Here is a 22379-nt window from a genome sequence, read left to right on the forward strand (position 1 = left end):
ATGACCAAGGCCGTCGAGTGAGCCTGGCCGGCCGACTGCCTGCAAGATCAGGTGCTTGGCCGGGCGAAAAAAAAGCTCCCGGGCTTATGCCTGGGAGCTTTTCTTGATCTGCGCCGACCGCTGGGTCTGGAGCATGGGATCAGACGCGCTTGCGGTATTCACCGGTGCGGGTGTCGATCTCGATCTTGTCGCCTTGCGCGACGAACAGCGGCACCGACACTTCGAAGCCGGTGTTGATCTTGGCGGGCTTGAGCACCTTGCCCGAGGTGTCGCCCTTGACGGCCGGCTCGGTCCAGGTGATTTCGCGCTCGACGCTGGTCGGCAGTTCGACCGAGATCGCCTTGCCGTCGTAGAACACGACTTCCAGCGCCATGCCGTCTTCCAGGTAGTTCAGCGCGTCGCCCATGTTCTCGGCTTCGACTTCGTACTGGTTGTAGTCGGCGTCCATGCAGACATACATCGGGTCGGCGAAGTAGGAGTAGGTGCACTCCTTCTTGTCGAGGATCACGTTGTCGATCTTGTCGTCGGCGCGGAACACGACTTCGGTGCCCATATTGCTCAGCAGGCCCTTGAGCTTCATGCGCACGGTCGCAGCGCCGCGGCCGCCACGGGCGTATTCGGTCTTCAGGACGATCATCGGATCCTTGCCGTGCATGATCACGTTGCCGGCGCGGATTTCTTGAGCGATTTTCATGGTGCTTCCTGTGGAATTTGCCGCCCCGGCCTGTGCGGCGCGTTCGAGCGGCGGGTGGGCGTTGCGCCCGTTGGTCTGTTTGAGCCACGATCCGGTTTGCACCGGAATCTGCGTAAAGCCCCTGATTTTACCGTTTTTCAGCCACGAAGCCCAAGAGCTGGGTCGCCAGATCATCCTGTCGCAGCAGCCGGTCCCGGGCCGCCAGCACGCAGGCCTGCCAGGCGGCCAGTTCGACCGGCGGCAGCGGCGCGTCGACGACGCCGTTCCATACCCGATGGAAGGCGCGCAGCGAGGGCGGTGCCTCGAGCCAGTCGAGGAAGGCCTCGAGCTTCAGGTGGTGCGCGTCGTCTTGCTGCGGATAGATATGCCAGACCAGGGCCTGGCCGGCCCAGAGCGCGCGCACCAGCGAGTCCTCGCCACGCACCAAGTTCAGGTCGCTGGCCCAGAGCAGACGGTCGAACCCGGTCTGCGGCAGATGCGGCAAGGGATGGCGCTGCGCCGCTGCCGATCCGTCCCAGGCGCGCTCCAGCGCTGCCGCAGGCCGTCCCGGCGCGACCAGCCAGTGCGCTCCCTGCAGCGCCGGGTCGTGCAGCAGCGCCGGCAGATGATCCGGTTCGTAGCAGAACAGGGTCACGCGCGGCCCATGGCCCTGATCAGGCAGACCCTGGCTGCGCAGCCAGTCGTCGCGCTCGAAGGCCGCGCGCTGTGCCATCAGCCCGGGCTCGCGCAGCAGGCCGCCGGTCGCGGGCGTGAAGCCGGGGTAGAAGAACCATTCGGTCCGGCCAGCCAGCGGCCCGCTCATGACCGGCGAGGCCAGTCGGTGGCAGCGCTCGACATAGGGCTCGGCGCTCAGGTATTCGAGATTCAGCCAGACCCGCCGCGGCTCGCCTGGGGCGCTGTCGGGCTGCAGCGCGGCGACCCAGCCAGGTGCGATCTCGCAGCCAAAGGCGGCGACCAGCACATCGCTGGCCGGCAGCTCGGGCGGCGGCGCGGCCGGGTCGCTGCGCGGCCAGTGTCGCACCTCGATGCTGCTACAGGCACCGGAGCGCGCGCCAGGCGCCATCCAGTCCAGAGGTTCCGGCTGGTCGGCCCACAGCCGCACGCGCTGGCCGCGCGCGGCCAGGTTGCTCGCCAGCCGCCAGCAGACGCCCAGATCGCCCCAGTTGTCGATCACATGGCAGAAGATGTCCCAGGTCAGGGCAGGGGGATGTTGGCAGTTCACCGCGCGATTGTCTTACAGTGGCGCCTTTCCTTGTCAGCGAACCGCCTGCCCTCGCACCCATGAGCGCCACCCATCCCGAATCCCTGCTGCAGGCCGTCGCCGCCTTGCCGGCCCTGCCGGGCGTCTACCGCTATTTCGACGCCGACGGCCAGCTGCTCTATGTCGGCAAGGCCAAGGACCTCAAGCGCCGCGTCTCGAGCTATTTCCAGAAGACCCATGACGGCACCCGCATCGGCCACATGGTGTCGAAGATCGTGCGGCTCGAGACCACGGTGGTGCGCTCCGAGGCCGAGGCGCTGCTGCTCGAGAACAACCTGATCAAGACCCAGCAGCCGCGCTACAACATCCTGTTCCGCGACGACAAGAGCTACCCCTACCTGCGCCTGAGCGCCAGCAGCTGGACCCCGGCCTTCGAGCGCTCGCCAGCCGGACAGGGTGGCGAAGCCCGGCCCGAGCATTACCCGCGCATGTCCTACTACCGCGGCGCGGTCGAGAAGAAGCACCAGTACTTCGGCCCCTACCCGAGCGCCTGGGCGGTCAAGGAAACGCTGGAGCTGCTGCAGAAGGTGTTCCGCCTGCGCACCTGCGAGGACACGGTGTTCAAGCACCGCAGCCGGCCCTGCCTGCTGGCCCAGATCAAGCGCTGCTCGGGCCCCTGCGTCGGCCTGGTCAGCGCGGCCGACTACGCGCAGGACGTGCGCGCGGCCGCCGCCTTCCTGCGCGGCGAGACCCAGTCGGTGCTGGCCGAGATCGAGGCCCGGATGCTCGCGCATTCCGAGCGGCTCGAGTTCGAGCAGGCGGCCGAGGCGCGCAACCAGATGACGGCCCTGTCCCGCGTGCTGCACCAGCAGGCGATGGAGAACGTCTCGGACCAGGATGTCGACATCCTGGCGGTCAAGGTGCAGGGCGGGCGCGCCTGCGTCAACCTCGCGATGGTGCGCGGCGGGCGGCATCTGGGCGACCGGCCCTATTTTCCGGCCCATGTCGAGGACGGCGCGCTGCTGGCCGCGCTGGCGGCCGAGGAAGAGGCCGACGGCACTGACAGCGGCCAGGCCGGCAGCGATGCTGGCGCCCAGCCCCGGCCAGCCGCTGCCCCGGTCGAGCAGCGCGTGCTCGAGGCCTTCATCGCCCAGCATTACACCCAGGCCGCGCCGCCGCCGGTGCTGGTGCTCGGCGCCCCGGTCGATGCCGGCCTGTTGGAGCTCTTGACCGAGCAGAGCGGCATCAAGATCCACCCGGTGTTCCATCCGCGCGAGCACCGACGCGCCTGGCTCGAGATGGCGCAGAAGAATGCCGAGCTGCAGCTCGCGCGCCTGCTGTCCGAGGAGGGCTCGCAGCAGGCGCGCACGCGCGCGCTGGTCCAGGCGCTCGACCTGGCCGAGGACCAGCTCGAGGCCCTGCGCATCGAATGCTTCGACATCTCGCATACCGCGGGCGAGGCCACGGTGGCCTCCTGCGTCGTGTTCGAGGGCCACAAGATGCAGGGCAGCCAGTACCGGCGCTACAACATCGACGGCATCACGCCGGGCGACGACTATGCCGCGATGCGCCAGGTGCTGCAGCGGCGCTACGGCAAGCTGGCCGAGGCGCTGCGCGAGTCAGGTGGCGCCGAGCCGGCGGCCAAGGGCGGCGCCCGCCTGCCCGACATCGTGCTGATCGACGGCGGCAAGGGCCAGGTCGGCGTCGCGCGCGAGGTGTTCGAGGCGCTCGGGCTCGACCTGGGTCGCATCGTCGGGGTCGAGAAGGGCGAGGGCCGCAAGGTCGGCCTGGAGGAGCTGGTGTTTGCCGACGGGCGCGACAAGGTCTACCTGGGCGCCGACTCGGCCGCGCTGATGCTGGTGGCGCAGATCCGCGACGAGGCGCACCGCTTCGCGATCACCGGCATGCGCGCGCAGCGCGCCAAGACCCGCACCGGTGGCAGCAAGCTCGAGGACATTCCGGGCGTCGGGCCCAGGAAGCGGGCCCGTTTGCTGCAGCGCTTCGGCGGCCTCAAGGGCGTGGCCGACGCCAGCGTCGAGGACCTGGCCAGCGTCGAGGGCATCTCGGGCGAACTGGCTGCCGCGATCTATCGCGCCCTGCACTGAGCATTCGAGGTCAAAACCGTCACTGTCAGCCGTCATAATCCCCTGCATGTTCTTCAACCTGCCGACACTGCTGACCTGGGCCCGGATCGCGGCCATCCCGCTGATCGTCGCGGTGTTCTACTGGCCCGGCCTAGAAAGCCAACGGCAGAACCTGATCGCGACGGTGCTGTTCGTGGTTTTCGCTGCGACCGACTGGGCCGACGGCTACCTGGCGCGCAAGCTCAACCAGACCTCGTCGTTTGGCGCCTTCCTCGACCCGGTGGCCGACAAGTTCCTGGTCTGCGCCTGCGTGCTGGTGCTGGTGCACCTGGGGCGGGCCGATGTCTTCGTCGCGCTGATCATCATCGGGCGCGAGATCGCGATCTCGGCGCTGCGCGAGTGGATGGCGACGATCGGCGCCAACAAGAGCGTGGCGGTGCACATGGTCGGCAAGCTCAAGACCAGCGTGCAGATGGTCGCGATTCCCTTCCTGCTCTACCAGGCGCCGCTGTTCGGCATCGACACCCAGGCCTGGGGCCGGGTGCTGATCTGGGCCGCTGCCGTGCTGACCATCTGGTCCATGGTCTACTATCTCAAGAAGGCCCTGCCCGAGATCCGCGCCAAGGCGCGCTGAATATTCCTGCGGCGCCAGCTTTTTTTGCCGCTCGCGCCGGCCAGGCGGCCAACAGCGGCTAGAATTCGCAGCTGTTAACGACTGCGTGAAGCGCCGGATGATCTCCTCATCCCGCATTCGGGTCCTTAGCTCAGTTGGTAGAGCGCTTCCTTTACACGGAAGATGTCGGCGGTTCGAGCCCGTCAGGACCCACCAGGAATACCCAATGAAATCAAGGCCCTGCAGCAATGCCGGGCCTTTTTTCTGGCTCTTGCCCGTCCCGCCCGGAGTGGCCGCCTTCACAAGGCTGATGCGGCCTGCTGGCCGCGCTTGACCTCGTACATCATCTGGTCGGCCGCTGCCAGCAGGGCCTCGGGCGTCTCGCCGTCCTGCGGATAGCAGGCCATGCCGATGCTGGCGCCGACCCGGATCTGCCGGCCATCGACCATCAGGGGCTCGCTCAGGCTGGTCCGGATGCGCTGCGCCATCGCCTGTACCGCCTTGCTCGATCCGATGTCCTGCAGCACCAGCACGAACTCGTCGCCGCCCAGGCGCGCGGCAAAGTCCTGTTGCCGCACGCAGCCGTTGAGCCGTCCGGCGATCGCCTGCAGCACCGCGTCGCCGGTGGCATGCCCGTGGCGGTCATTGATCGGCTTGAAGCCGTCGAGGTCCAAGAACAGCAGCCCGAAGCGGACCTGCTGGCGGCTCCTGGTAGCCACCAGCTGGCCCAGGCGCTCGAGCAGGGCATGCCGGTTGTGCAGCCCGGTCAAGGGGTCGTGCAGCGCCAGGTGCTCGATCGATCGGCGTTTCTGCACATGGGTCTGCAGGCGGCGCAACAGCAGGATGGCACAGCCGGCGCTGCTCCACAGCAGCAGGGTCGCCAGCAGGGCCTGCCAGCGCTCCTGGGCGATGGCGCGTTCGATCGGCTGGAGCAGGGTCGGCTGGCTCAGTCCCAGCACGACCGTGACCGGGTATTCCGACAGCCGCTGCCACTGGAACAGGCGCTCGACCCCGTCCGACGGCGCGACGGCCGAGAAATGGCCGCTGCGGCGCAGGCCCTGGCCGACGAAGGGCGGCTGGCGACCCCCGGGCTGCTCCAGCCGGTCGGCCGGGTCCCGGTTGCGCGCCAGCAGCTCGCCATCCTGGCGATAGATCGAGATCAGGTCGTCCGAGGCCAGGGCCAGCCTGGCCAGCGCCTGCCTGAGGTAGTCGGGCGATACCGACAGCACCAGCACGCCCCTGAGCTGTCCGTCCTGCCGGATCGGATGGCTGAACGGCAGGCTCCACTGGCCGGAGACCCGCCCCCGCAGCGGCTTGCCGATGAAGAAGGGCTCCCGTGCGGGATCGAGATGGACCTTGAAATGCTCGCGGTCGCCGAGGTCGACCCTGTCCCTGAGCCCCAGGCTCGAGTATTCGAGCGCGCCATCGGTACCGATCACGCCCACCTGCAGCATCGCCCCGGCCGGCAGCTGCTGCCTGAGCTGCGCGACCTTCCGCTCGAAGGCGGGGCCAGGGTCCTGCCGGTACTGGTCGATCAGCTGTAGCATCGTCAGCTCGATGTTGAGGAACAGCATGGCGATCACCTCGGACGCCGCGCTATTGACCTGCGTCGCCCGCCGCTGCGCCTGCTCCAGCGTTTCCTGCCGCAGCTGCTGCGCCGACGAGAGCCAGTTCCACCAGTACAGCCCAGTCAGCAGCAGCAGGCCAGCCACCATCAGCGTGATCAGCCAGTGGCGGTAGGCATGGCCGGGCGGATGTCGGCGAACCTGGAGGACTGCGGCTGATGACATCGGATCTCGGGCGCTGCGGGAACTGGTGCTGCGGGCCTCTTGGGGGGCAGCCTCAGTAGCTGAAGTCGACGCGGGCCGATCCCAGGCGCAGGTCCACCGGCTGCGACTGGAGCGGGCTGCCGATCACTTGGCTGCGCACGCTGAACTGCGCCGCGCTGGCGTTGTCGGGCAGCCAGGACAGCGGGGCCAGGGTAGGCGAATAGCTCGCGAGTTGTACCGGATCGGTGGCCAGGGTGAACGCGGCGCTGCCGTCCAGGCTGTCGACCCGGCGGCTGGCCAGCTCGATTTCCTTGCCGACACCGATCGACTGATGGACCGAGATCGTCGCGTCCGGGATCGCATTCAGGGCGGCTGCGCTGGCGACCAGGGTCTGGGAATTGCTGTTCGAGAGTAGGATGGGCTGGCTGGCCGTGTTGACATGGGTGATCGCCGTCGCGCTGACCGGAACGGCGCTGACCACCCGGGTGCCGCGGCCCGGGTCGGTGATCACGAGGTCGTAGTTGCTGCCGCTGCTGGGCAGGTAGGGCAGCGAGAAATAGCCCTGCCGGGTCGGATCGGGCACCGTGCTGCGCACCACCACGCCATTGAGCTGCAGCGACACGCTCGAGTAGGGCGAGCTGTTGGCGACATAGCCGTCGACCGCCATGCCCCCGATGAAGCGCGGCAGCACCGAGATGACCGGCTTGAGGTTGTACTTGCCCGAGCTGCCGGCCGTCACGACCGACTTGCAGGCGTCGAAGTCCAGCACGAAGTCGGCCAGCTTGCCGGCCTCGATATCGATGTTCACATTGAGCTTGAGTCCGGACTGCTGCGCGCTCGGAGTCGTCAGCGCCGTCTGCGCGCTGCCTGTCGGGGTCACGGCATTGGCGTAGGGCGCGCTGGCGCTGTTGGGGGTCAGCAGCAGCCGCATCTGGGTGTAGCGGCCAGCGGGCAGGGCGGTCTGGCCCAGCTCCTCGAGCAGGCCGTTGCGCAGGTCGAGCAGGTCGATGCGCTTTGGCATGCCGGGCAGTGCGATCCGGTACCAGCCCGGGTCGTTCTCGCCGGCGCTCGCGCTCTGGTGCACCTTGACCGAGTCGATCGTGACGTAGACATGGTCGTAGCCGCAGGCCGGGGCATCCGTCACGGCCAGTCGCAGCGTGCCGGTGGAGGCGTCGGTGCCGCCACCGCCGCCGCAGGCGGCCAGCAAGACTGTGGCGGCCGATACGGCAGCCAGAGACCGGGTCGAGGATTTTGCAAGCTGAGTCATGGATAGCTCCTCCAAGTCGTGATGAGACCAGCGATCGTCTGCGATGCCGGTCGACTGCCCGTAAGCAAATGAAACCACTACCCGGTCATCACTGGCTCACGCGGGTCGAATATGGACGGTTTGTGTTTCAGCTGCTAGTGTCGATACACAGCCTTACAAATTCGGTCCCTGGGTCATGAACCTTGCCCGTCCCAGGGACAACAATCGGCCACAAGCTGTGCGGCCTGCTGCCAGGCCGCTGGCGATTGTCTGGACTGGAAAGGAAAACCCCATGAACAAGTCACTGATCTCCTGGGCCATCGCGGCCCTCGCCATCGGCAACATCGGCCTGGCGCAAGCCGAGGGCCAGCCCGAGGGCAGCCTGACGCCCAAGGCCCAGTATGCCGCCGACAGCCAGGCGGCGCAGTCGCGCTACAAGTCGGACCTCAAGCTCTGCGCCGACGAGCCCGACACGGCAGGCCGCATGCAGTGCAAGCGCGACGCCAAGGCCGAATACGACCAGGCGCTGGCCGATGCCAAGCTGCGCCAGCAGTCGGCCGGCAAGGTGGCGCCGGCCCAGACCTTCAAGCCCAAGGCCCTGTGCGCGGATTGCGGCAAGGTGAGCGCGGTCCAGTTGGTGGACCGGGCCGGCGAGGGCAGCGCGGTCGGCATGATCGCCGGTGGCGCGGCGGGCGCGCTGCTCGGGCGCCAGGTCGGCGCCGGCCTGGGCAAGGACCTGGCCACGCTCGCGGGGGCTGCCGGCGGCGCCTATGCCGGCAAGCAGATCGAGCAGCGCATGAAGTCGCAGAAGGTCTGGGAGGTCACGGTCTCCTACCCCAACGGCGACAGCCAGCACTACGAGTTCACCCAGGACCCCGGCTTCCAGGTCGGCGATGTCGTGCGCAAGAGCGAGCAGACCATCGTGCGCTATTGAGGTCCCGGCTTACTTCAGGAACACGCGCGCCTTGCGCGGCGACAGCACGAGCCGCTCGCCTTCCTTGAAGGCGAGTTCGCGGAAGCGCTCGGCCGGGATCTGGGCCTCGATCAGCGGGTCGTGGCCGCTGGGCACCTGGGCGTCCTCGGGCTGCAGCTCGAGCCGCGCGATCGGTCCGACCACGATGGCGCGCTCGAGCTTGGCGACGATGCCGGTCGCACCCGGCTGCCAGCGCTCGACCTCGAGGTCGTGCGGGCGCACATAGGCATAGGCCTGCGCGTCCTGCGCCGCCGCATGCTCGGGCGTGACGATTGAGACGCCTTCCAGGTGCAGCAGGCCCTCGTGCGCGCGGCCGTGGAACAGGTTGACATCGCCCAGGAAGCCGTAGACGAAGGGGCTGGCCGGCTGGTCCCAGACCTGCTGCGGCGTGCCGGCCTGCTCGACCTGGCCCTTGTTCATCAGCACCACGCGGTCGGCGACCTCGAGCGCCTCCTCCTGGTCGTGGGTCACGAAGATGCTGGTCACATGCAGCTCGTCGTGCAGCCGGCGCAGCCAGCGGCGCAGTTCCTTGCGCACCTTGGCGTCGAGCGCGCCGAACGGCTCGTCGAGCAGCAGCACCTTGGGCTCGACCGCCAGCGCCCTGGCCAGGGCGATGCGCTGGCGCTGGCCGCCCGAGAGCTGCGACGGGTAGCGGTCGGCCAGCCAGTCGAGCTGCACCAGGCTGAGCAGCTCGTGCACCTTGGCCTTGATCTGCGCCTCGGACGGGCGCTGCGCGCGCGACTTGACGCGCAGGCCGAAGGCGACGTTCTCGAACACCGTCATGTGGCGGAACAGCGCGTAATGCTGGAACACGAAGCCGACCTTGCGCTCGCGCACATGGACGTCGGTGGTGTCCTCGCCGCTGAACAGTATCGAGCCCTGGTCGGCCGACTCCAGTCCGGCGATGATGCGCAGCAAGGTGGTCTTGCCGCAGCCGGATGGCCCGAGCAGCGCGATCAGCTCGCCCGAGTCGATATGCAGGTTGATGTCGCGCAGGGCCTGGAAGTCGCCGAACTGCTTGGAGACGTTGCGGATTTCGATGCTCATGATGGGTCTTCTCTTGCGGTCCGGGTTCAGTGCGTCGTTGCGCCAGCGGCGGGGCGCTCGGGCGGCAGATCGGCGCCGGCTTTCAGCTCGCGCTCGTGGCGCCATTCGACCGCGCTCTTGATGGCCAGCGTCACCAGCGCCAGCAGCGCCAGCAGCGAGGCGACCGCGAAGGCCGCGACCGACTGGTATTCGTTGTAGAGGATCTCGACATGCAGCGGCATGGTGTTGGTCTGGCCGCGGATATGGCCCGAGACCACCGAGACCGCGCCGAACTCGCCCATGGCGCGCGCGTTGCAGAGGATCACGCCGTAGATCAGGCCCCACTTGATGTTGGGCAGCGTGACATGCCAGAAGGTCTGCCAGCCGGAGGCGCCCAGCACGATCGCGGCCTGCTCCTCGTCGTTGCCCTGGGCCTGCATCAGCGGAATCAGCTCGCGCGCGATGAAGGGGAAGGTCACGAACACGGTCGCCAGGATGATGCCCGGCACGGCGAATACGATCTTGATGTCGTGCGCCTGCAGCCAGGGACCGAACCAGCCCTGGGCGCCGAACACCAGCACGTAGATCAGGCCCGCGACCACCGGCGAGACCGAGAACGGCAGGTCGACCAGCGTGGTCAGGAAGGCCTTGCCCTTGAACTCGTACTTGGCTATTGCCCAGGCGGCGGCGATGCCGAAGATCAGGTTCAGCGGCACCGCGACCGCTGCGGTCAGCAGGGTCAGGCGGATCGCCGACCAGGCGTCGGGGTCCTGCAGCGCCTCGAGGTAGGCGCCCCAGCCGTTGCGCAGCGCCTCGGTGAAGACGGCCGCCAGCGGCAGCAGCAGGAACAGCGCCATGAAGGCCAGCGCCAGCCCGGTCAGGACATAGCGCACCAGCGGCGACTCGGTGGTGCCGGCCTGCACGCGCGAGAGGGTTTTCTTGCTTGAACTCATGCCGGGGCTCCCGAGCGGCGGCGCTGCCAGGACTGCAGCGCGTTGATGACCAGCAGCAGCACGAAGGCGAACAGCAGCATGACCGAGGCCACTGCGGTCGCGCCGGCATAGTCGTACTGCTCGAGCTTGCCGATGATGATCAGCGGGGTGATCTCGGACACCATCGGCACGTTGCCGGCGATGAAGATGACCGAGCCGTACTCGCCGATCGCGCGCGCGAACGCCATCGCGAAGCCGGTCAGCAAGGCCGGTCCGATCGAGGGCAGGATCACCAGGCGGAAGGTCTGCCAGCGCGTCGCGCCCAGGCAGGTCGCGGCTTCCTCGAGCTCTTTTTCGGCGTCTTCGAGCACCGGTTGCACCGTGCGCACCACGAAGGGCAGGCCGATGAAGATCAGCGCGATCACGATGCCGTTGGGGTTGAAGGCGAGCTGGATGCCATGCGGCTCCAGGTACTGGCCGATCCAGCCGTTGCCGGCCAGCAGCGCCGACAGCGAGATGCCGGCGACCGCGGTCGGCAGCGCGAACGGCAGGTCGACCAGCGCATCGACCAGCTTCTTGCCCGGAAAACGGTAGCGCACCAGCACCCAGGCCACCAGCAGGCCGGCGACCACGTTGACGCTGGCGGCCAGCAGCGAGGCGCCGAAGGTCAGCCGGTACGAGGCCAGCACGCGCGGCGAGGCCACCGCGCTCCAGAACTGGTCCCAGCTCAGGCTGAAGGTCTTGAACAGCAGCGCCGACAGCGGGATCAGCACGACCAGGAACAGGTAGAACAGGGTGTAGCCCAGCGTCAGCTGGAAGCCGGGCAACACCTTCTTGCCAGCAGCCATTTACTTGCCCGCCGTGTAGAGCTTGTCGAACTGGCCGCCGTCGTTGAAGTGCACCTTTTGCGCCTCGGCCAGCGAGCCGAAGTACTGCTCGACCGTGAACAGCTTGAGCGGCTTGAAGGTGCTGGCGTACTTCTTCTGGATTGCGGTATTGCTCGGACGGATCGCGTGCTTGGCGGCGATCTCCTGCGCCTCGTCGCCGTACAGGAAGTCGAGGTAGGCCTTGGCCTCGGCGGCGCTGTTCTTCTTCTTGACGGTGCGCTCGACGATGGCGACCGGGTTCTCGGCCACGATGCTGCTCGAGGGGTGGATGGCATCGACCTTGCCGGTGCCGAATTCGCGGTCGACCGACACCACCTCGGACTCGAAGGTCACCAGCACGTCGCCGATGTTGCGCTGCAGGAAGATGCCGGTCGCGTCGCGGCCACCGCGCGCCAGCACCGGCACGTTTTTGTACAGCTTGCCGACGAAGTCGGCCGCCTGCGCGTCGTTGCCGCCCTTGGCGCGCACCGAGCCCCAGGCCGCCAGATAGGCCATGCGGCCGTTGCCGCCGGTCTTGGGGTTGACCAGCACCACCTGGATGCCGGGCTTGACCAGGTCGTCCCAGTCCTTGATGTTCTTCGGGTTGCCGTTGCGCACCAGGAACAGCATGGTCGAGCTGGTCGGCGCCGCGTCATGCGCGAAGCGCTTGCGCCAGTCCTTGGCGACCACGCCCTTGTCGGCCAGGAAATCGACGTCGGTGGTGGTGTTCATCGTCACCACGTCGGCATCCAGGCCGTCGGCCACCGCGCGCGCCTGGGCGCTCGAGCCGGCATGGGACTGGTCGACCTTGATGTCCTTGCCGGTCGTCTTCTTGTAATGGGCGACGAAGGCGGCGTTGACGTCCTTGTAGAACTCGCGCGAGACGTCATAGGAGACGTTGAGCAGGCTGGTCTGGGCCGAGGCCAGGGTGCTGGCGGCGAGGGCGACGGCAGCCAGGGCAGTGCGCAGGGTGGTCTTCATGGATCTTGCTCCGGTATTGGCAGGATCCAGGATTTTGCCGGCCAGTCTTACATTCTCAAACGACTTTATTCTTTTTTTCTTATGCGAAAAACAGATAAGCAAAAGCCCTCCGCCGGCCTGAATTGTGGCAAGCCGCCGCAGCGGCTCGTGGCCAGTTCAGTCCGGCGGAGGGTGGGCCGGGCTCAGGCCAGGTCGAAGCGGTCCGCGTTCATGACCTTGGTCCAGGCCGCGACGAAGTCCTGCACGAACTTGTCGCGGTTGTCGTCCTGGGCATAGACCTCGGCATAGGCGCGCAGGATGGAGTTGGAGCCGAACACCAGGTCGACCCGGGTCGCGGTCCACTTGGTGGCGCCAGTGGCCCGGTCGACGATGGCATAGCTGTTGCGCCCGGTCGGCTTCCAGCTGTAGGCCATGTCGGTCAGGTTGACGAAGAAGTCGTTGCTCAGCGCGCCGACCCGGTCGGTGAAGACGCCGTGCTGGCTGCCGCCGTGGTTGGCACCGAGCACGCGCAGGCCGCCGACCAGCGCCGTCATCTCGGCCGCGGTCAGTCGCATCAGCTGGGCGCGGTCGAGCAGCAGCTCCTCGGGCTTGACGGCGTAATGTGTTTTCAGCCAGTTGCGGAAGCCGTCGGCCAGCGGCTCGAGCACCGCGAACGACTCGACATCGGTCTGCGCCTGGCTGGCGTCGCCGCGGCCCGGCGCGAAGGGCACGCTGACCTCGATGCCGGCGGCCCGGGCCGCCTGCTCGATGCCGAGGTTGCCGCCCAGCACGATCACGTCGGCCACGCTGGCGCCAGTGTCAGCCGCGATCGGCTCGTAGACCGCCAGCACCCGGGCCAGGCGCTCGGGCTCGTTGCCGGCCCAGTCCTTCTGCGGTGCCAGGCGGATGCGCGCGCCATTGGCGCCGCCGCGCTTGTCGGAGCCGCGGAAGGTGCGCGCGCTGTCCCAGGCGGTGCTGACCAGGTCGCTGACCGACAAGCCGGCAGCGGCGATGCGGGCCTTGACGGCGGCGACGTCGTAGTCCTGCTTGCCGGCGGGCACCGGGTCCTGCCAGATCAGGTCCTCGGCCGGGACTTCGGGGCCGATGTAGCGGCTCTTCGGACCCAGGTCGCGGTGGGTCAGCTTGAACCAGGCGCGCGCGAACACCTGGTCGAAGTAGGCCGGGTCGGCCGCGAAGCGCTCGGAGATCTTGCGGTAGTCGGGGTCGACCTTCAAGGCCATGTCGGCATCGGTCATCACCGGCATGCGGCGGATGGCCGGGTCTTCCACGTCGGCCGGCATGTCTTGCGGCTTGATGTTGACTGGCTGGTACTGCCAGGCGCCGGCCGGGCTCTTGGTGAGCTCCCAGTCGTGCTTCAGCAGCATCTCGAAATAGCCGTTGTCCCATTGCGTGGGATTGGTGGTCCAGGCGCCCTCGACGCCGCTGGTCACGGTGTCGCGGCCGATGCCACGGCTGTCGTGGTTGATCCAGCCCAGGCCCTGTTCCTCGAGGTCGGCGCCTTCCGGGGCCGGCCCGAGCTTGGCGGCGTTGCCATTGCCGTGCGCCTTGCCGACCGTGTGGCCGCCGGCGGTCAGCGCCACGGTCTCCTCGTCATTCATCGCCATGCGGGAGAAGGTCACGCGCATGTCGCGCGCGGTCTTGAGCGGGTCGGGCTGGCCGTCGACGCCTTCGGGGTTGACGTAGATCAGGCCCATCATCACGGCGGCCAGCGGGTTCTCCAGTTCGCGCTCGCCCGAGTAGCGGCTGCCCTCGCCGCCGCTCTTGGCCAGCCATTCCTTCTCCGAGCCCCAGTAGATGTCCTTCTCGGGGTGCCAGATGTCCTCGCGGCCGAAGGAGAAGCCGAAGGTCTTGAAGCCCATCGACTCGTAGGCGACGTTGCCGGCCAGGATGATCAGGTCGGCCCATGAGAGCTTGTTGCCGTACTTCTTCTTGATCGGCCACAGCAGGCGGCGCGCCTTGTCGAGGTTGCCGTTGTCGGGCCAGGAGTTGAGCGGGGCGAAGCGCTGGTTGCCGGTGCCGGCACCGCCCCGGCCGTCGGCGATGCGGTAGGTGCCGGCGGCGTGCCAGGCCATGCGGATCATCAGGCCGCCGTAATGGCCCCAGTCAGCCGGCCACCAGGGCTGGCTGTCGGTCATCAGCGCGGTCAGGTCTTTTTTCAGCGCGGCGACGTCGAGCTGCCGGACTGCCTCGCGGTAGCTGAAGCCGGGCAGCGGGTTGGTCTTGCTGTCGTGCTGGTGCAGGATGTCGAGGCTCAGGGCCTTGGGCCACCAGTCCATGTGGGTCATGCTGGCCGAGGTGGCGCCGCCGTGCATGACGGGGCATTGGCCAGCAGAACTTGCGTCCTTGTTTTCCATCTCTTTCTCCTTGCGTTAACCGGTGGGTCCAAGCTGATGTCTGACCCGCTTGGCAGGGCCCTGGCAGATACAGGGGCTGCATCAGCTGTGGCTACTATAGCCACGAAACCCGGCTCGAGCGAGGAGCGTGAATGATTCTCGCTTGCAATCATTCAATCGCTGCGATAGAAAAAATCATGGCGGCCGGACGCGCCCTGACCCGATCGGTGATCCGGGAGAAATCCCGGCTGGCCCTCCTGCCGCCGCGCAGATGACAGGGCCGGTGAAACCGCCGAGAATGGATCGGCTTCGTGACGCGTTTCAACCCAGGAAAGGAAAGCACCATGGACGAACTGAAAACCCGTGCCGCCATCGATGCCCTCAACCGCATCATGGAACTCGAACTCGCGGGAGTGGTGAAGTACACCCACTACTCGCTCATGGTGTATGGCTACAACCGGATTCCCATCGTGTCCTGGCTCAAGGGCAATGCCGACGAGAGCCTGGCCCATGCCCACAAGGCCGGCGAGCTGGTCACGTTGCTCGGCGGCCATCCGTCGCTGAAGATCGGCCCCCTGCTCGAAACCGAGCAGCACGACATCGGCGACATCCTGCGCGAGAGCCTCGCGCACGAGAGGAGCGCCCTGGCCGCCTACTACGAGCTGCTGCAGATCGCCGAGGGCCATTCCGTGCTGCTGGAGGAATATGCCCGCGAGATGATCGTCAGCGAGGAGCTGCACCAGGACGAGGTCAACAAGATGCTGCGCCGCCCTGGCGAGACGGCCGCCTTCAAGGCCTGAGGCCGTTGGCTCAGTGGCCGGCCGGCTGCTCTCCAGTCCAGCGGCTGGTCAGTCCCGCCAGCGACTGCAGCAGCGCCAGTCCGAGCGGCCAGTCGCCATGGCCGCTGTCGACGTTGACATGGCCGGCATTCTGCAGGCGCACGAACTCGCTGCCCCAGGCCCGCGCATAGGCGCCGGCCAGGCGTGCCGGGCAGAAGGGGTCGTTGCTGCTGGCGACCACGATGCTGCGATAGGGCAGGGCCTGGTAGGGCACGGGGGCGAAGTCGGCCAGCACGCCGCGGCGCTCCGGGTCGGCCGGCGCGACCAGCAGCGCGCCCTGGATGCGCGCCGCTGCCTCGTGCGGCAGATGCACGGTGGTGATGCAGCCCAGGCTGTGTGCGGCCAGCACCACCGGCCCCTCGATGTCGGCAATGGTCTCGCCCAGGCGCTCGACCCAGGCCCGCCGCAGCGGCGAGACCCAGTTGTCCTGCACCACGCGCCTGACCCGGGGCAGCTGCTCGGTCCACAGGGTCTGCCAGTGCCCCGGTCCGGAGTCGCGCCAGCCCGGAACGATGACGACGGTCGGGATTTCGGCCATGGCTCAGATCCGTTCCCGCGTCGCGCGCTCGGGGGCATAGCGGTCGGCCTGGATGTCGGGCGTCACGCCATGCGTCATGACCTCGTCGGTGATCGGATGGAACTGGGCGCTCCAGGCCAGCCATTGCGCGCGCAGCCGCTCGATCACCTCGGGATGCTGGTGCTTGAGGTTGGCGCGCTCGAGCGTGTCGAGCGCGACGTCGAACAGGAATTCGTTGTCGTTGATCTTGAGGTATTTCCAGTCGCCATCGCGCACCGCGCGCTGGCGCTGCGCCTTGTAGCGCCAGTAGAGCTGGCGCGGGTGCACGGGTGCCTGGCCTTCGAGCACCGGCAGGATGTTCTCGCCATCGGGCGGGTAGGCCGGGTCGGGCGCCACGCCAGCGGCGGCCAGCAGCGTCGGCAGCCAGTCCATGCTGATTGTGACCTGCTCGCTGACCTGGGGCCGCAGGCGCGCCGGCCAGCGCAGCAGCGTCGGCACCCGGATGCCGCCCTCGAGCAGCTCGGTCTTCTGTCCCGTGAACGGCCAGGTCTTGGCGAAGCGCTCGCCGCCGTTGTCGCTGCTGAAGACGACGATGGTGTTCTCGCTCAGTCCCTGCTGCTCGAGCGCCTGCAGCACCTGGCCGACCGCCGCGTCGAGCGATTGCACCATGCGGCCATAGGTCTGGAGGTTGCCGCCGTCGTAGTGGAACAGGTCGGTCAGGCCGCGCGAGACGGCCTCGTCCTCGGGGCCGACCCAGGGCCAGTGCGGCGCCGTGAAATGCAGCGACAGGAAGAAGGGCTTGTCCGCGCTGCGCTGGCCGATCCAGCTCGAGGCCTCGTTGGCCAGCAGCTGGGTGTAGTAGCCGACACGCTCGACCGGGACCTCGCCCTCGTAGAGGTCGCGCGGCACCGCCTCGCCGACGCCGGGCTTGTGCGTGAAATAGTCGATCGCGCCGCCGTAGTTGCCGAAGAAATGCTGGTAGCCGCTCTTGAGCGGGCCGAAGGTCGGCAGTGACCCGAGGTGCCATTTGCCGATCAGCGCGGTCTCGTAGCCGGCGTCGCGCAGCAGCGAGGGCAGCGTCGGGTGCTCGGGCGGCAGGCCGTACTTGTGGGCGGTGCGCACCAGCGGCTCCTCGAGCCCGCCGCGCAGGTGGTACTGGTAGCGTCCCGTGATCAGCGCGAAGCGGGTCGCCGAGCAGACCGCCGAGTTGGAATAGGCCTGGGTGAAGCGCACGCCCTGGGCGGCGAGGGCGTCGAGATGCGGGGTCGCGAAATCGGTCTGGCCGTAGACGCCGAGGTCGGCCCAGCCGAGGTCGTCGGCCAGGATGAAGATGATGTTGGGGGACGGGTTCTGACTCATGATCACTTCACCTTGCCCTGGGCGTCACGCGCCTTCCATTGCTGCTCGAGCTTGAGCTCCTTGAGCGCTTGCTGCACGAATCTGGGCTCGAACCAGTTCCTGACCTCGAAGCCCTTGCGCACCAGGCCGAGCTTGAGGCCGTCGTCGAGCACGCCCTGGTAGTTGGCGATGAAGTCCTCGTCGACCAGCGGCGAGTAGCGGGCGTTGAGGTTCTCGCCTTCGAGGTCGTTGCGGAACACGGCTTGCGGACTGCCGCTGTTGTCGCTGTAGAGCTTGATCAGCGCCTCGCGGTTGCTCTCCTGCGAGGCCCAGTGCGCCGCGCGCACCAGTTGCCTGACCACGCGCTGGGTCAGCTGGGGCTGGTTCTGCACGAAGTCCTCGGTCGCCAGCAGGCCCGAGGAAATCGTGAAGCCGGGCCCGCGGCCCTTGGTGCTCAAGGGGATGGAGACGCCCTTGTCCTTGAGGATGAACAGGTCGGCCCCGCCGAAGGTGGCATCGACCTGGCCGGCGACCACGGCGGCCTTAGAACCCGGCCAGTCCATGTTGATGAGCTTGAGATCCTTTTCGCCCAGCCCCGCGCTGGCCAGTAGGTTGTCGAAGGGCCGCTGGTAGGCCGTGCCCTTGAGCACCGCGACCTTCTTGCCCTTGAGGTCGGCCCAGCTCTTGATCTCGACGCCGGGCGCGGTCGCCAGGTAGCTGTTGCTGTCGCGGCCGGCCGGCAACAGGAAGCGGGTCGGCAGGCCGCGCGACTTGTGCAGCACCGAGGCCAGGTCGCCCAGCGACACCAGGTCGAGCTGCTTGGCCGCCAGCGCCTCGGCCACCGCGGGCCCTGCGCCGCGGAAGAAGTTCCATTCGATCTTGACGCCGTCCTTGGCGAACTCCTCCTCCAGCCACTTGTTGTGGTGCACGATCGCGAGCAGGCCGCCACCTGGCGACGGCTTGCCGGCGACGCCGAAATCGGGTGCGCCGATGCGGATGAGCTGGCTGGCGGTCTGCGCCTGCAGCGCCAGCGGCGAGGCCAGTGCGACGCTGGCCAGGCCGAGCAGCAGGCGGCGGCGCAGCCGGGTGGAGGGTTTCAATGCAGACGGGCTCATGGGGGTAGTCGGTCGAATCTTCATGGGGGGGGTCAGATGGCGAACTGCCAGCTGGAGAGGGGACGTGGTGCGGCATCGGGCCGCCAGGCCGGCGCGGCGAGTTCGGCGCCATGCTCGGCGAATTCGCCGAGCACCTGGTCCTTGATCTGGCCAAAGCCTGGGCTGGAGCGGTCGCGCGGGTGCGCGAGCTCGACCGGCACGATGCGGCGGATGCGGCCCGGGCGCGGCTCCATCACGACCACCCGGTCGCCCAGGTAGACGGCTTCCTCGACATCGTGGGTCACCAGGATCATCGTGATGCCCTCCTGCTGCCAGATGCGCTGCAGCTCCTGCTGCAGATGGGCGCGCGTCATCGCGTCGAGCGCGCCGAAGGGCTCGTCGAGCAGCAGGATCTCGGGCCGGTTGACCAGCGCGCGCGCGATCGCCACCCGCTGCGACATGCCGCCCGAGAGCTGGTGCGGGTAGGCGCTCTCGAAGCCCTTGAGGCCGACCAGCTCGATATGTTCCTGCACCGCCCGGCGCTTGTCGGCCTCGCTCTGCTGGGCATTGAGCAGGCCCAGCGCGACGTTCTTCTCGACCGTCAGCCAGGGGAACAGGCGGTGCTCCTGGAACACGATGCCGCGCTGCAGGCTGGTGCCGGCAATGCGCTGGCCGTCGAGCAGGATCTCGCCCTGGTAGTCGCCCTCGAGCCCGATCAGCAGGCGCAGCAGCGTCGACTTGCCGCAGCCGCTCGAGCCGACGATGCTGACGAACTCGCCCGGCGCGATCGTCAGGTTGATGTCCTGCAGCACCGGCAGGGCCTGGCCCTTGACCTCGTACTGCTTGTGCAGAGCCCGCAGGCTCAGGGTTGCGGCATGTGCCATGGTTCTCTCTCCAGCAATTCAGTACTGCGCCACCGTGCGGTCGCGCCAGGCCAGCAGGCGCCGCTCCAGCTGGCTGGCCAGCGCATTGAGCGCGAATCCGACCAGGCCGATCACGACCACGCCGAACAGCACCAGGTCCATCTGAAACTGTTCGCGGCCGTCGATCAGCGTGTTGCCTATGCCCCGGCCCGAGGACAGCAGGTATTCCGCGCCCAGGGTGGCGAGCCAGGTGTAGATCAGCGACAGCTGCAGGCCGGTGAACAGCGAGGGTGCGGCGGCCGGCACGATCACCCGGCTCAGCGTTTGCCAGAGGCTGAACTCGTGGACCCGCGCCACTTCCAGGTACTCGCGCGGCACGCTGCGCAGGCCCTCGTAGGTGTTGAGTACCACCGGGAAGAAGGCTGCCAGCGCGATGAAGGCGATCTTGGCCGCCTCGCCGAGGCCGAACCACATCGACAGCATCGGAATCCAGGCGAACAGCGAGATCTGCTTGAGGGTGTGGAAGGAGGGGCCGAGCAGGCGGTCGAAGCCGCGCGACCCGCCCAGCAGGGCGCCGAACAGCAGCCCGGCGCTGGCGCCGATGGCAAGGCCCCAGGCGTTGCGCCACAGGCTGGCCGACAGCGCGTCCCAGAGCTCGCCGCTGCCGACTTGTGCGACGGCGCGCTGCCACACGGCCAGCGGCGACACCAGCAGCGGCGAGCTCGACCAGCCCGAGGCCACTGCCCAGTACCAGCAGGCCAGCAGGGCCAGCGGCAGCACCCAGCCCCGCAGGCGCCGCGGGATGATGACTTTTCGATCGGAATTGGCCATGGTTTCCCCCTTACAGGCCCGGCTTGCGCCAGCGCAGCAGCCAGGCTTCGGTGCGGGCCAGCAGCTTGTCGAGCAGCAGGCCCAGGATGCCGACCGCGACCACGGCAGCCAGCACCAGGTCGAGCTGGAACAGCTGGCGGCCGTAGACGATCAGGTAGCCGATGCCCTCCGACGAGGCCAGCAGTTCGACCACCACCAGCGCTAGCCAGGCATGGGTCAGGCCATAGCGGACCCCGTTCCAGACCGGCGCGGTCGCGGCCGGAAACACCACCCGGCTCAGCAGCTGCCAGCGGGTGAAGCCGTAGACCCGGGCCACTTCGATGTAGCGGTTGGGCACGCCCTGCACGCCCTGGCAGGTATTGATCGTCACCGGCACCAGGGCGGCCTTGGCGATCAGCAGGAACTTGAGCTCCTCGTCGATGCCGACCAGCAGCATCAGCAGCGGCAGCCAGCCCAGGGTGGGCACCTGGCTGAAGGCCTTGAACAGCGGGAACAGGTAGTCGCGCAAGGTGGGCGACAGGCCCATGGCGCCGCCCAGCAGCAGGCCGGCCGACAGCCCGATGCCAAAGCCCGAGAACACGCGTACCAGGCTGACCTGCAGGTGGTCCCACAGTTCGCCGCTGGCCAGCAGGGCCGCGAAGCTGTCGTAGACCGCGCCCGGCGGCGGCAGCACCTGCTCGGGTGCCCAGCCCTGCAGCGCCGACAGCTGCCACAGCAGCAGCAGGGCGAGCGGAAACAGCCAGGGCAGCAGCCAGTCCTGCGCGATCCGGCTGATCCGGAGTCCGGCCGGCTGAGCCGCGGCCACGCGGCCGGCCTCGGCCTGTGGCTGTCCAGTCCGGTTCAGCGCGAGATCCCGGGCTGCCATCGCGGCCTCCTGCCATTCTGTCGTTCACGGTTCATGGTGATCTTTCAGATGAATTGGTAATGAATGAGAGGAATCTAAGGCTTGCCAGGTATTTGAAGAACGAACAAAAACCGATATGGATGCGCGGAAATCTTCTATCGGCCGAGGTCACTGCCAGCGTCAGCCCGCTCAGCGCGACAGCAGATTGCCGTCGGCCGCGTAGGCCGGCCAGTACTGCTCCAGCTTGAGCTCCTTCAGCGAGGCGTTCAGGAAGCTGCGATCAAACCAGCTGTCGATCTCGGGTGCGCTGCGGATCAGCTTGAGCTCCAGGCTCTCGCGCGCCGAGTCCCGGTAGCGCTCGACCAGGAAGGGATCGAGCAGCGGCGACTGGCGCACGCGCAGCGGCTGGCCGATGAAGTCCTCGCGCCAGACCTTGTCCGGGTATTCGGCCTTGCCCCATTTCTCGAACAGTTCGGCGCGCCGGTTCTCGTCGGAATAGCGGTGTGCCGCCTTCACGATCGCGGTCACCACCCGCTGCACCGCAGCAGGATGCCGACGGGCGAAATCGTCGGCCACCAGCAAGGCCGTCTGGCGGGTGTACTGGTAGGAGTCCTGCGCCGCCGACCAGACCACCTTGGCCAGGCCCTTGTCGCGCAGATCGAACAGGCCCACGTAGTCGAACACCGCATCGACGTCCCGGTTGACCAGCGCGGTCCGTCCCGCCGCCAGGTCCAGGTTGACGAACTTGACATCGCGCTCCTTGATGCCCTTGTCGGCCAGCGCGCGTACCGCGGCCAGATGCAGGTTGGTGCCCTTGAACAGGGCGACCCGCCGGCCCTTGAGGTCTTCCAGCCGCCTGATGTCCGAGTCCGGCGCGACGCCTAGGTAGAGGCCGGTGCGCACGCCGCTGCCCAGGATGATGCGGGTCTTGACGCCGTTGGAGCGATGCACGATCGACGGCAGGTCACCCTGCCAGGCGAAGTCGAGCTGCCGGTTGACCAGCGCCTCGTTGACGGCCGGGCCGGCGCCCTTGAAGAACTGCCATTCCACCTTGACCCCGTCCTTCCTGAACTCCTCCTCGAGCAGGCCGTCGCTGTAGGCCAAGGCGGTCGTGGTTCCGCCGTGGCGGATCGGGTTGCTGCCGACGCCGCCGGTGGCCACGCCGATGCGTATGACCTTGAGCGGCTCGGGGGCCTGTGCCTGCACGGAGGCCAGGGGAAGCAGGCTCAGCGCCAGCGCTGCCGCCCAGATGCGTTTCCAGTATTTCATTTGATTGCTCCAGTTCGATGGCTGTCGATGTCAGATCGACTCTATTGGCGCCGAACGGGAAGCAAA

Annotated in this window: 20 protein-coding genes and 1 tRNA gene; 5 read left to right on the forward strand and 16 right to left on the reverse strand. The window is 67.8% G+C overall.

Annotated elements, in window-relative coordinates; genetic code table 11:
- Window positions 1–139: 139 nt before the first annotated feature.
- A complete protein-coding gene (efp, locus tag C6P64_RS11980) occupies window positions 140–694 on the reverse strand; it encodes an elongation factor P (RefSeq protein ID WP_105748803.1) in 555 nt (184 codons plus the stop codon).
- 127 nt (window positions 695–821) lie between these two features.
- The gene (gene earP, locus C6P64_RS11985; protein WP_105748804.1) at window positions 822–1916 is read right to left on the reverse strand and encodes an elongation factor P maturation arginine rhamnosyltransferase EarP; all 1095 of its coding nucleotides are present in this window, start codon (window positions 1914–1916) and stop codon (window positions 822–824) included.
- A gap of 59 nt (window positions 1917–1975) precedes the next feature.
- On the opposite strand from earP, the gene uvrC reads away from it, so the two are divergent.
- From uvrC to C6P64_RS12000, 3 genes are all read left to right on the forward strand, one after another.
- On the forward strand, window positions 1976–4000 hold the full coding sequence (gene uvrC, locus C6P64_RS11990; RefSeq protein WP_105748805.1) for an excinuclease ABC subunit UvrC: 2025 nt from the start codon (window positions 1976–1978) through the stop codon (window positions 3998–4000).
- 46 nt (window positions 4001–4046) lie between these two features.
- Complete coding sequence (gene pgsA / locus C6P64_RS11995; RefSeq protein ID WP_105748806.1) at window positions 4047–4613, forward strand: CDP-diacylglycerol--glycerol-3-phosphate 3-phosphatidyltransferase; 567 nt, start codon at window positions 4047–4049, stop codon at window positions 4611–4613.
- A 119-nt stretch (window positions 4614–4732) separates the two neighbouring features.
- Window positions 4733–4808: transfer RNA gene (locus tag C6P64_RS12000), tRNA-Val, on the forward strand.
- 83 nt (window positions 4809–4891) lie between these two features.
- Here the strand turns inward: C6P64_RS12000 and C6P64_RS12005 are convergent.
- Together C6P64_RS12005 and C6P64_RS12010 are read right to left on the reverse strand one after the other, a co-directional pair.
- Entirely contained in the window at window positions 4892–6382 is a 1491-nt protein-coding gene (locus C6P64_RS12005; RefSeq protein ID WP_105748807.1) for a diguanylate cyclase domain-containing protein, read from the reverse strand.
- A 52-nt stretch (window positions 6383–6434) separates the two neighbouring features.
- Complete coding sequence (locus C6P64_RS12010; RefSeq protein ID WP_105748808.1) at window positions 6435–7628, reverse strand: DUF4382 domain-containing protein; 1194 nt, start codon at window positions 7626–7628, stop codon at window positions 6435–6437.
- 271 nt (window positions 7629–7899) lie between these two features.
- Between C6P64_RS12010 and C6P64_RS12015 the strand changes: the two genes are divergently transcribed.
- Window positions 7900–8541 (forward strand): glycine zipper 2TM domain-containing protein, encoded by a 642-nt coding sequence (locus C6P64_RS12015; RefSeq protein WP_170073093.1) that lies wholly within the window; start codon window positions 7900–7902, stop codon window positions 8539–8541.
- A gap of 9 nt (window positions 8542–8550) precedes the next feature.
- Here C6P64_RS12015 and C6P64_RS12020 read toward each other — a convergent pair whose 3' ends face one another.
- The 5 genes from C6P64_RS12020 to katG all read right to left on the reverse strand — a co-directional run bounded on the left by C6P64_RS12020 (window position 8551) and on the right by katG (window position 14739).
- Window positions 8551–9627 (reverse strand): sulfate/molybdate ABC transporter ATP-binding protein, encoded by a 1077-nt coding sequence (locus C6P64_RS12020; RefSeq protein ID WP_105748810.1) that lies wholly within the window; start codon window positions 9625–9627, stop codon window positions 8551–8553.
- Window positions 9628–9653: 26 nt separating this feature from the next.
- Window positions 9654–10559: a sulfate ABC transporter permease subunit CysW gene (gene cysW / locus C6P64_RS12025; RefSeq protein ID WP_105748811.1), complete on the reverse strand. Its 906-nt coding sequence runs from the start codon at window positions 10557–10559 to the stop codon at window positions 9654–9656.
- Window positions 10556–11386 carry a sulfate ABC transporter permease subunit CysT gene (gene cysT, locus C6P64_RS18340; protein WP_211296838.1) on the reverse strand — a complete coding sequence of 277 codons (831 nt, stop codon included), beginning with the start codon at window positions 11384–11386 and terminating at the stop codon, window positions 10556–10558. The genes cysW and cysT overlap by 4 nt, the downstream gene beginning before the upstream one ends.
- A complete protein-coding gene (locus tag C6P64_RS18345; protein ID WP_211296839.1) occupies window positions 11387–12385 on the reverse strand; it encodes a sulfate ABC transporter substrate-binding protein in 999 nt (332 codons plus the stop codon).
- A 182-nt stretch (window positions 12386–12567) separates the two neighbouring features.
- Window positions 12568–14739: a catalase/peroxidase HPI gene (katG, locus tag C6P64_RS12035; protein WP_105748812.1), complete on the reverse strand. Its 2172-nt coding sequence runs from the start codon at window positions 14737–14739 to the stop codon at window positions 12568–12570.
- A 323-nt stretch (window positions 14740–15062) separates the two neighbouring features.
- Here katG and C6P64_RS12040 point away from each other — a divergent pair, with 323 nt between their 5' ends.
- Window positions 15063–15518, forward strand: coding sequence for a ferritin-like domain-containing protein (locus tag C6P64_RS12040; RefSeq protein WP_105748813.1), 456 nt, complete (start codon window positions 15063–15065; stop codon window positions 15516–15518).
- Between the two features lie 10 nt (window positions 15519–15528).
- On the opposite strand, the gene C6P64_RS12045 is transcribed toward C6P64_RS12040, so the two are convergent.
- The 7 genes from C6P64_RS12045 to C6P64_RS12075 form a co-directional block, all read right to left on the reverse strand.
- The gene (locus C6P64_RS12045; RefSeq protein WP_105748814.1) at window positions 15529–16095 is read right to left on the reverse strand and encodes an RBBP9/YdeN family alpha/beta hydrolase; all 567 of its coding nucleotides are present in this window, start codon (window positions 16093–16095) and stop codon (window positions 15529–15531) included.
- Window positions 16096–16098: 3 nt separating this feature from the next.
- Window positions 16099–17433 (reverse strand): sulfatase family protein, encoded by a 1335-nt coding sequence (locus tag C6P64_RS12050; RefSeq protein ID WP_105748815.1) that lies wholly within the window; start codon window positions 17431–17433, stop codon window positions 16099–16101.
- Between the two features lie 2 nt (window positions 17434–17435).
- Window positions 17436–18527, reverse strand: a complete 1092-nt coding sequence (locus C6P64_RS12055; protein ID WP_105748816.1) for an ABC transporter substrate-binding protein — start codon at window positions 18525–18527, stop codon at window positions 17436–17438.
- Between the two features lie 32 nt (window positions 18528–18559).
- Entirely contained in the window at window positions 18560–19390 is an 831-nt protein-coding gene (locus C6P64_RS12060) for an ABC transporter ATP-binding protein (protein ID WP_105748817.1), read from the reverse strand.
- An 18-nt stretch (window positions 19391–19408) separates the two neighbouring features.
- A complete protein-coding gene (locus C6P64_RS12065; RefSeq protein WP_105748818.1) occupies window positions 19409–20200 on the reverse strand; it encodes an ABC transporter permease in 792 nt (263 codons plus the stop codon).
- A 10-nt stretch (window positions 20201–20210) separates the two neighbouring features.
- Entirely contained in the window at window positions 20211–21065 is an 855-nt protein-coding gene (locus C6P64_RS12070) for an ABC transporter permease (protein ID WP_105748819.1), read from the reverse strand.
- Window positions 21066–21233: 168 nt separating this feature from the next.
- Window positions 21234–22313: an ABC transporter substrate-binding protein gene (locus tag C6P64_RS12075; protein ID WP_105748820.1), complete on the reverse strand. Its 1080-nt coding sequence runs from the start codon at window positions 22311–22313 to the stop codon at window positions 21234–21236.
- Between the last annotated feature and the right edge of the window lie 66 nt (window positions 22314–22379).

The organism is Malikia granosa (assembly GCF_002980595.1).
In the GTDB taxonomy this organism is placed as follows: Bacteria; Pseudomonadota; Gammaproteobacteria; order Burkholderiales; family Burkholderiaceae_C; genus Malikia; species Malikia granosa.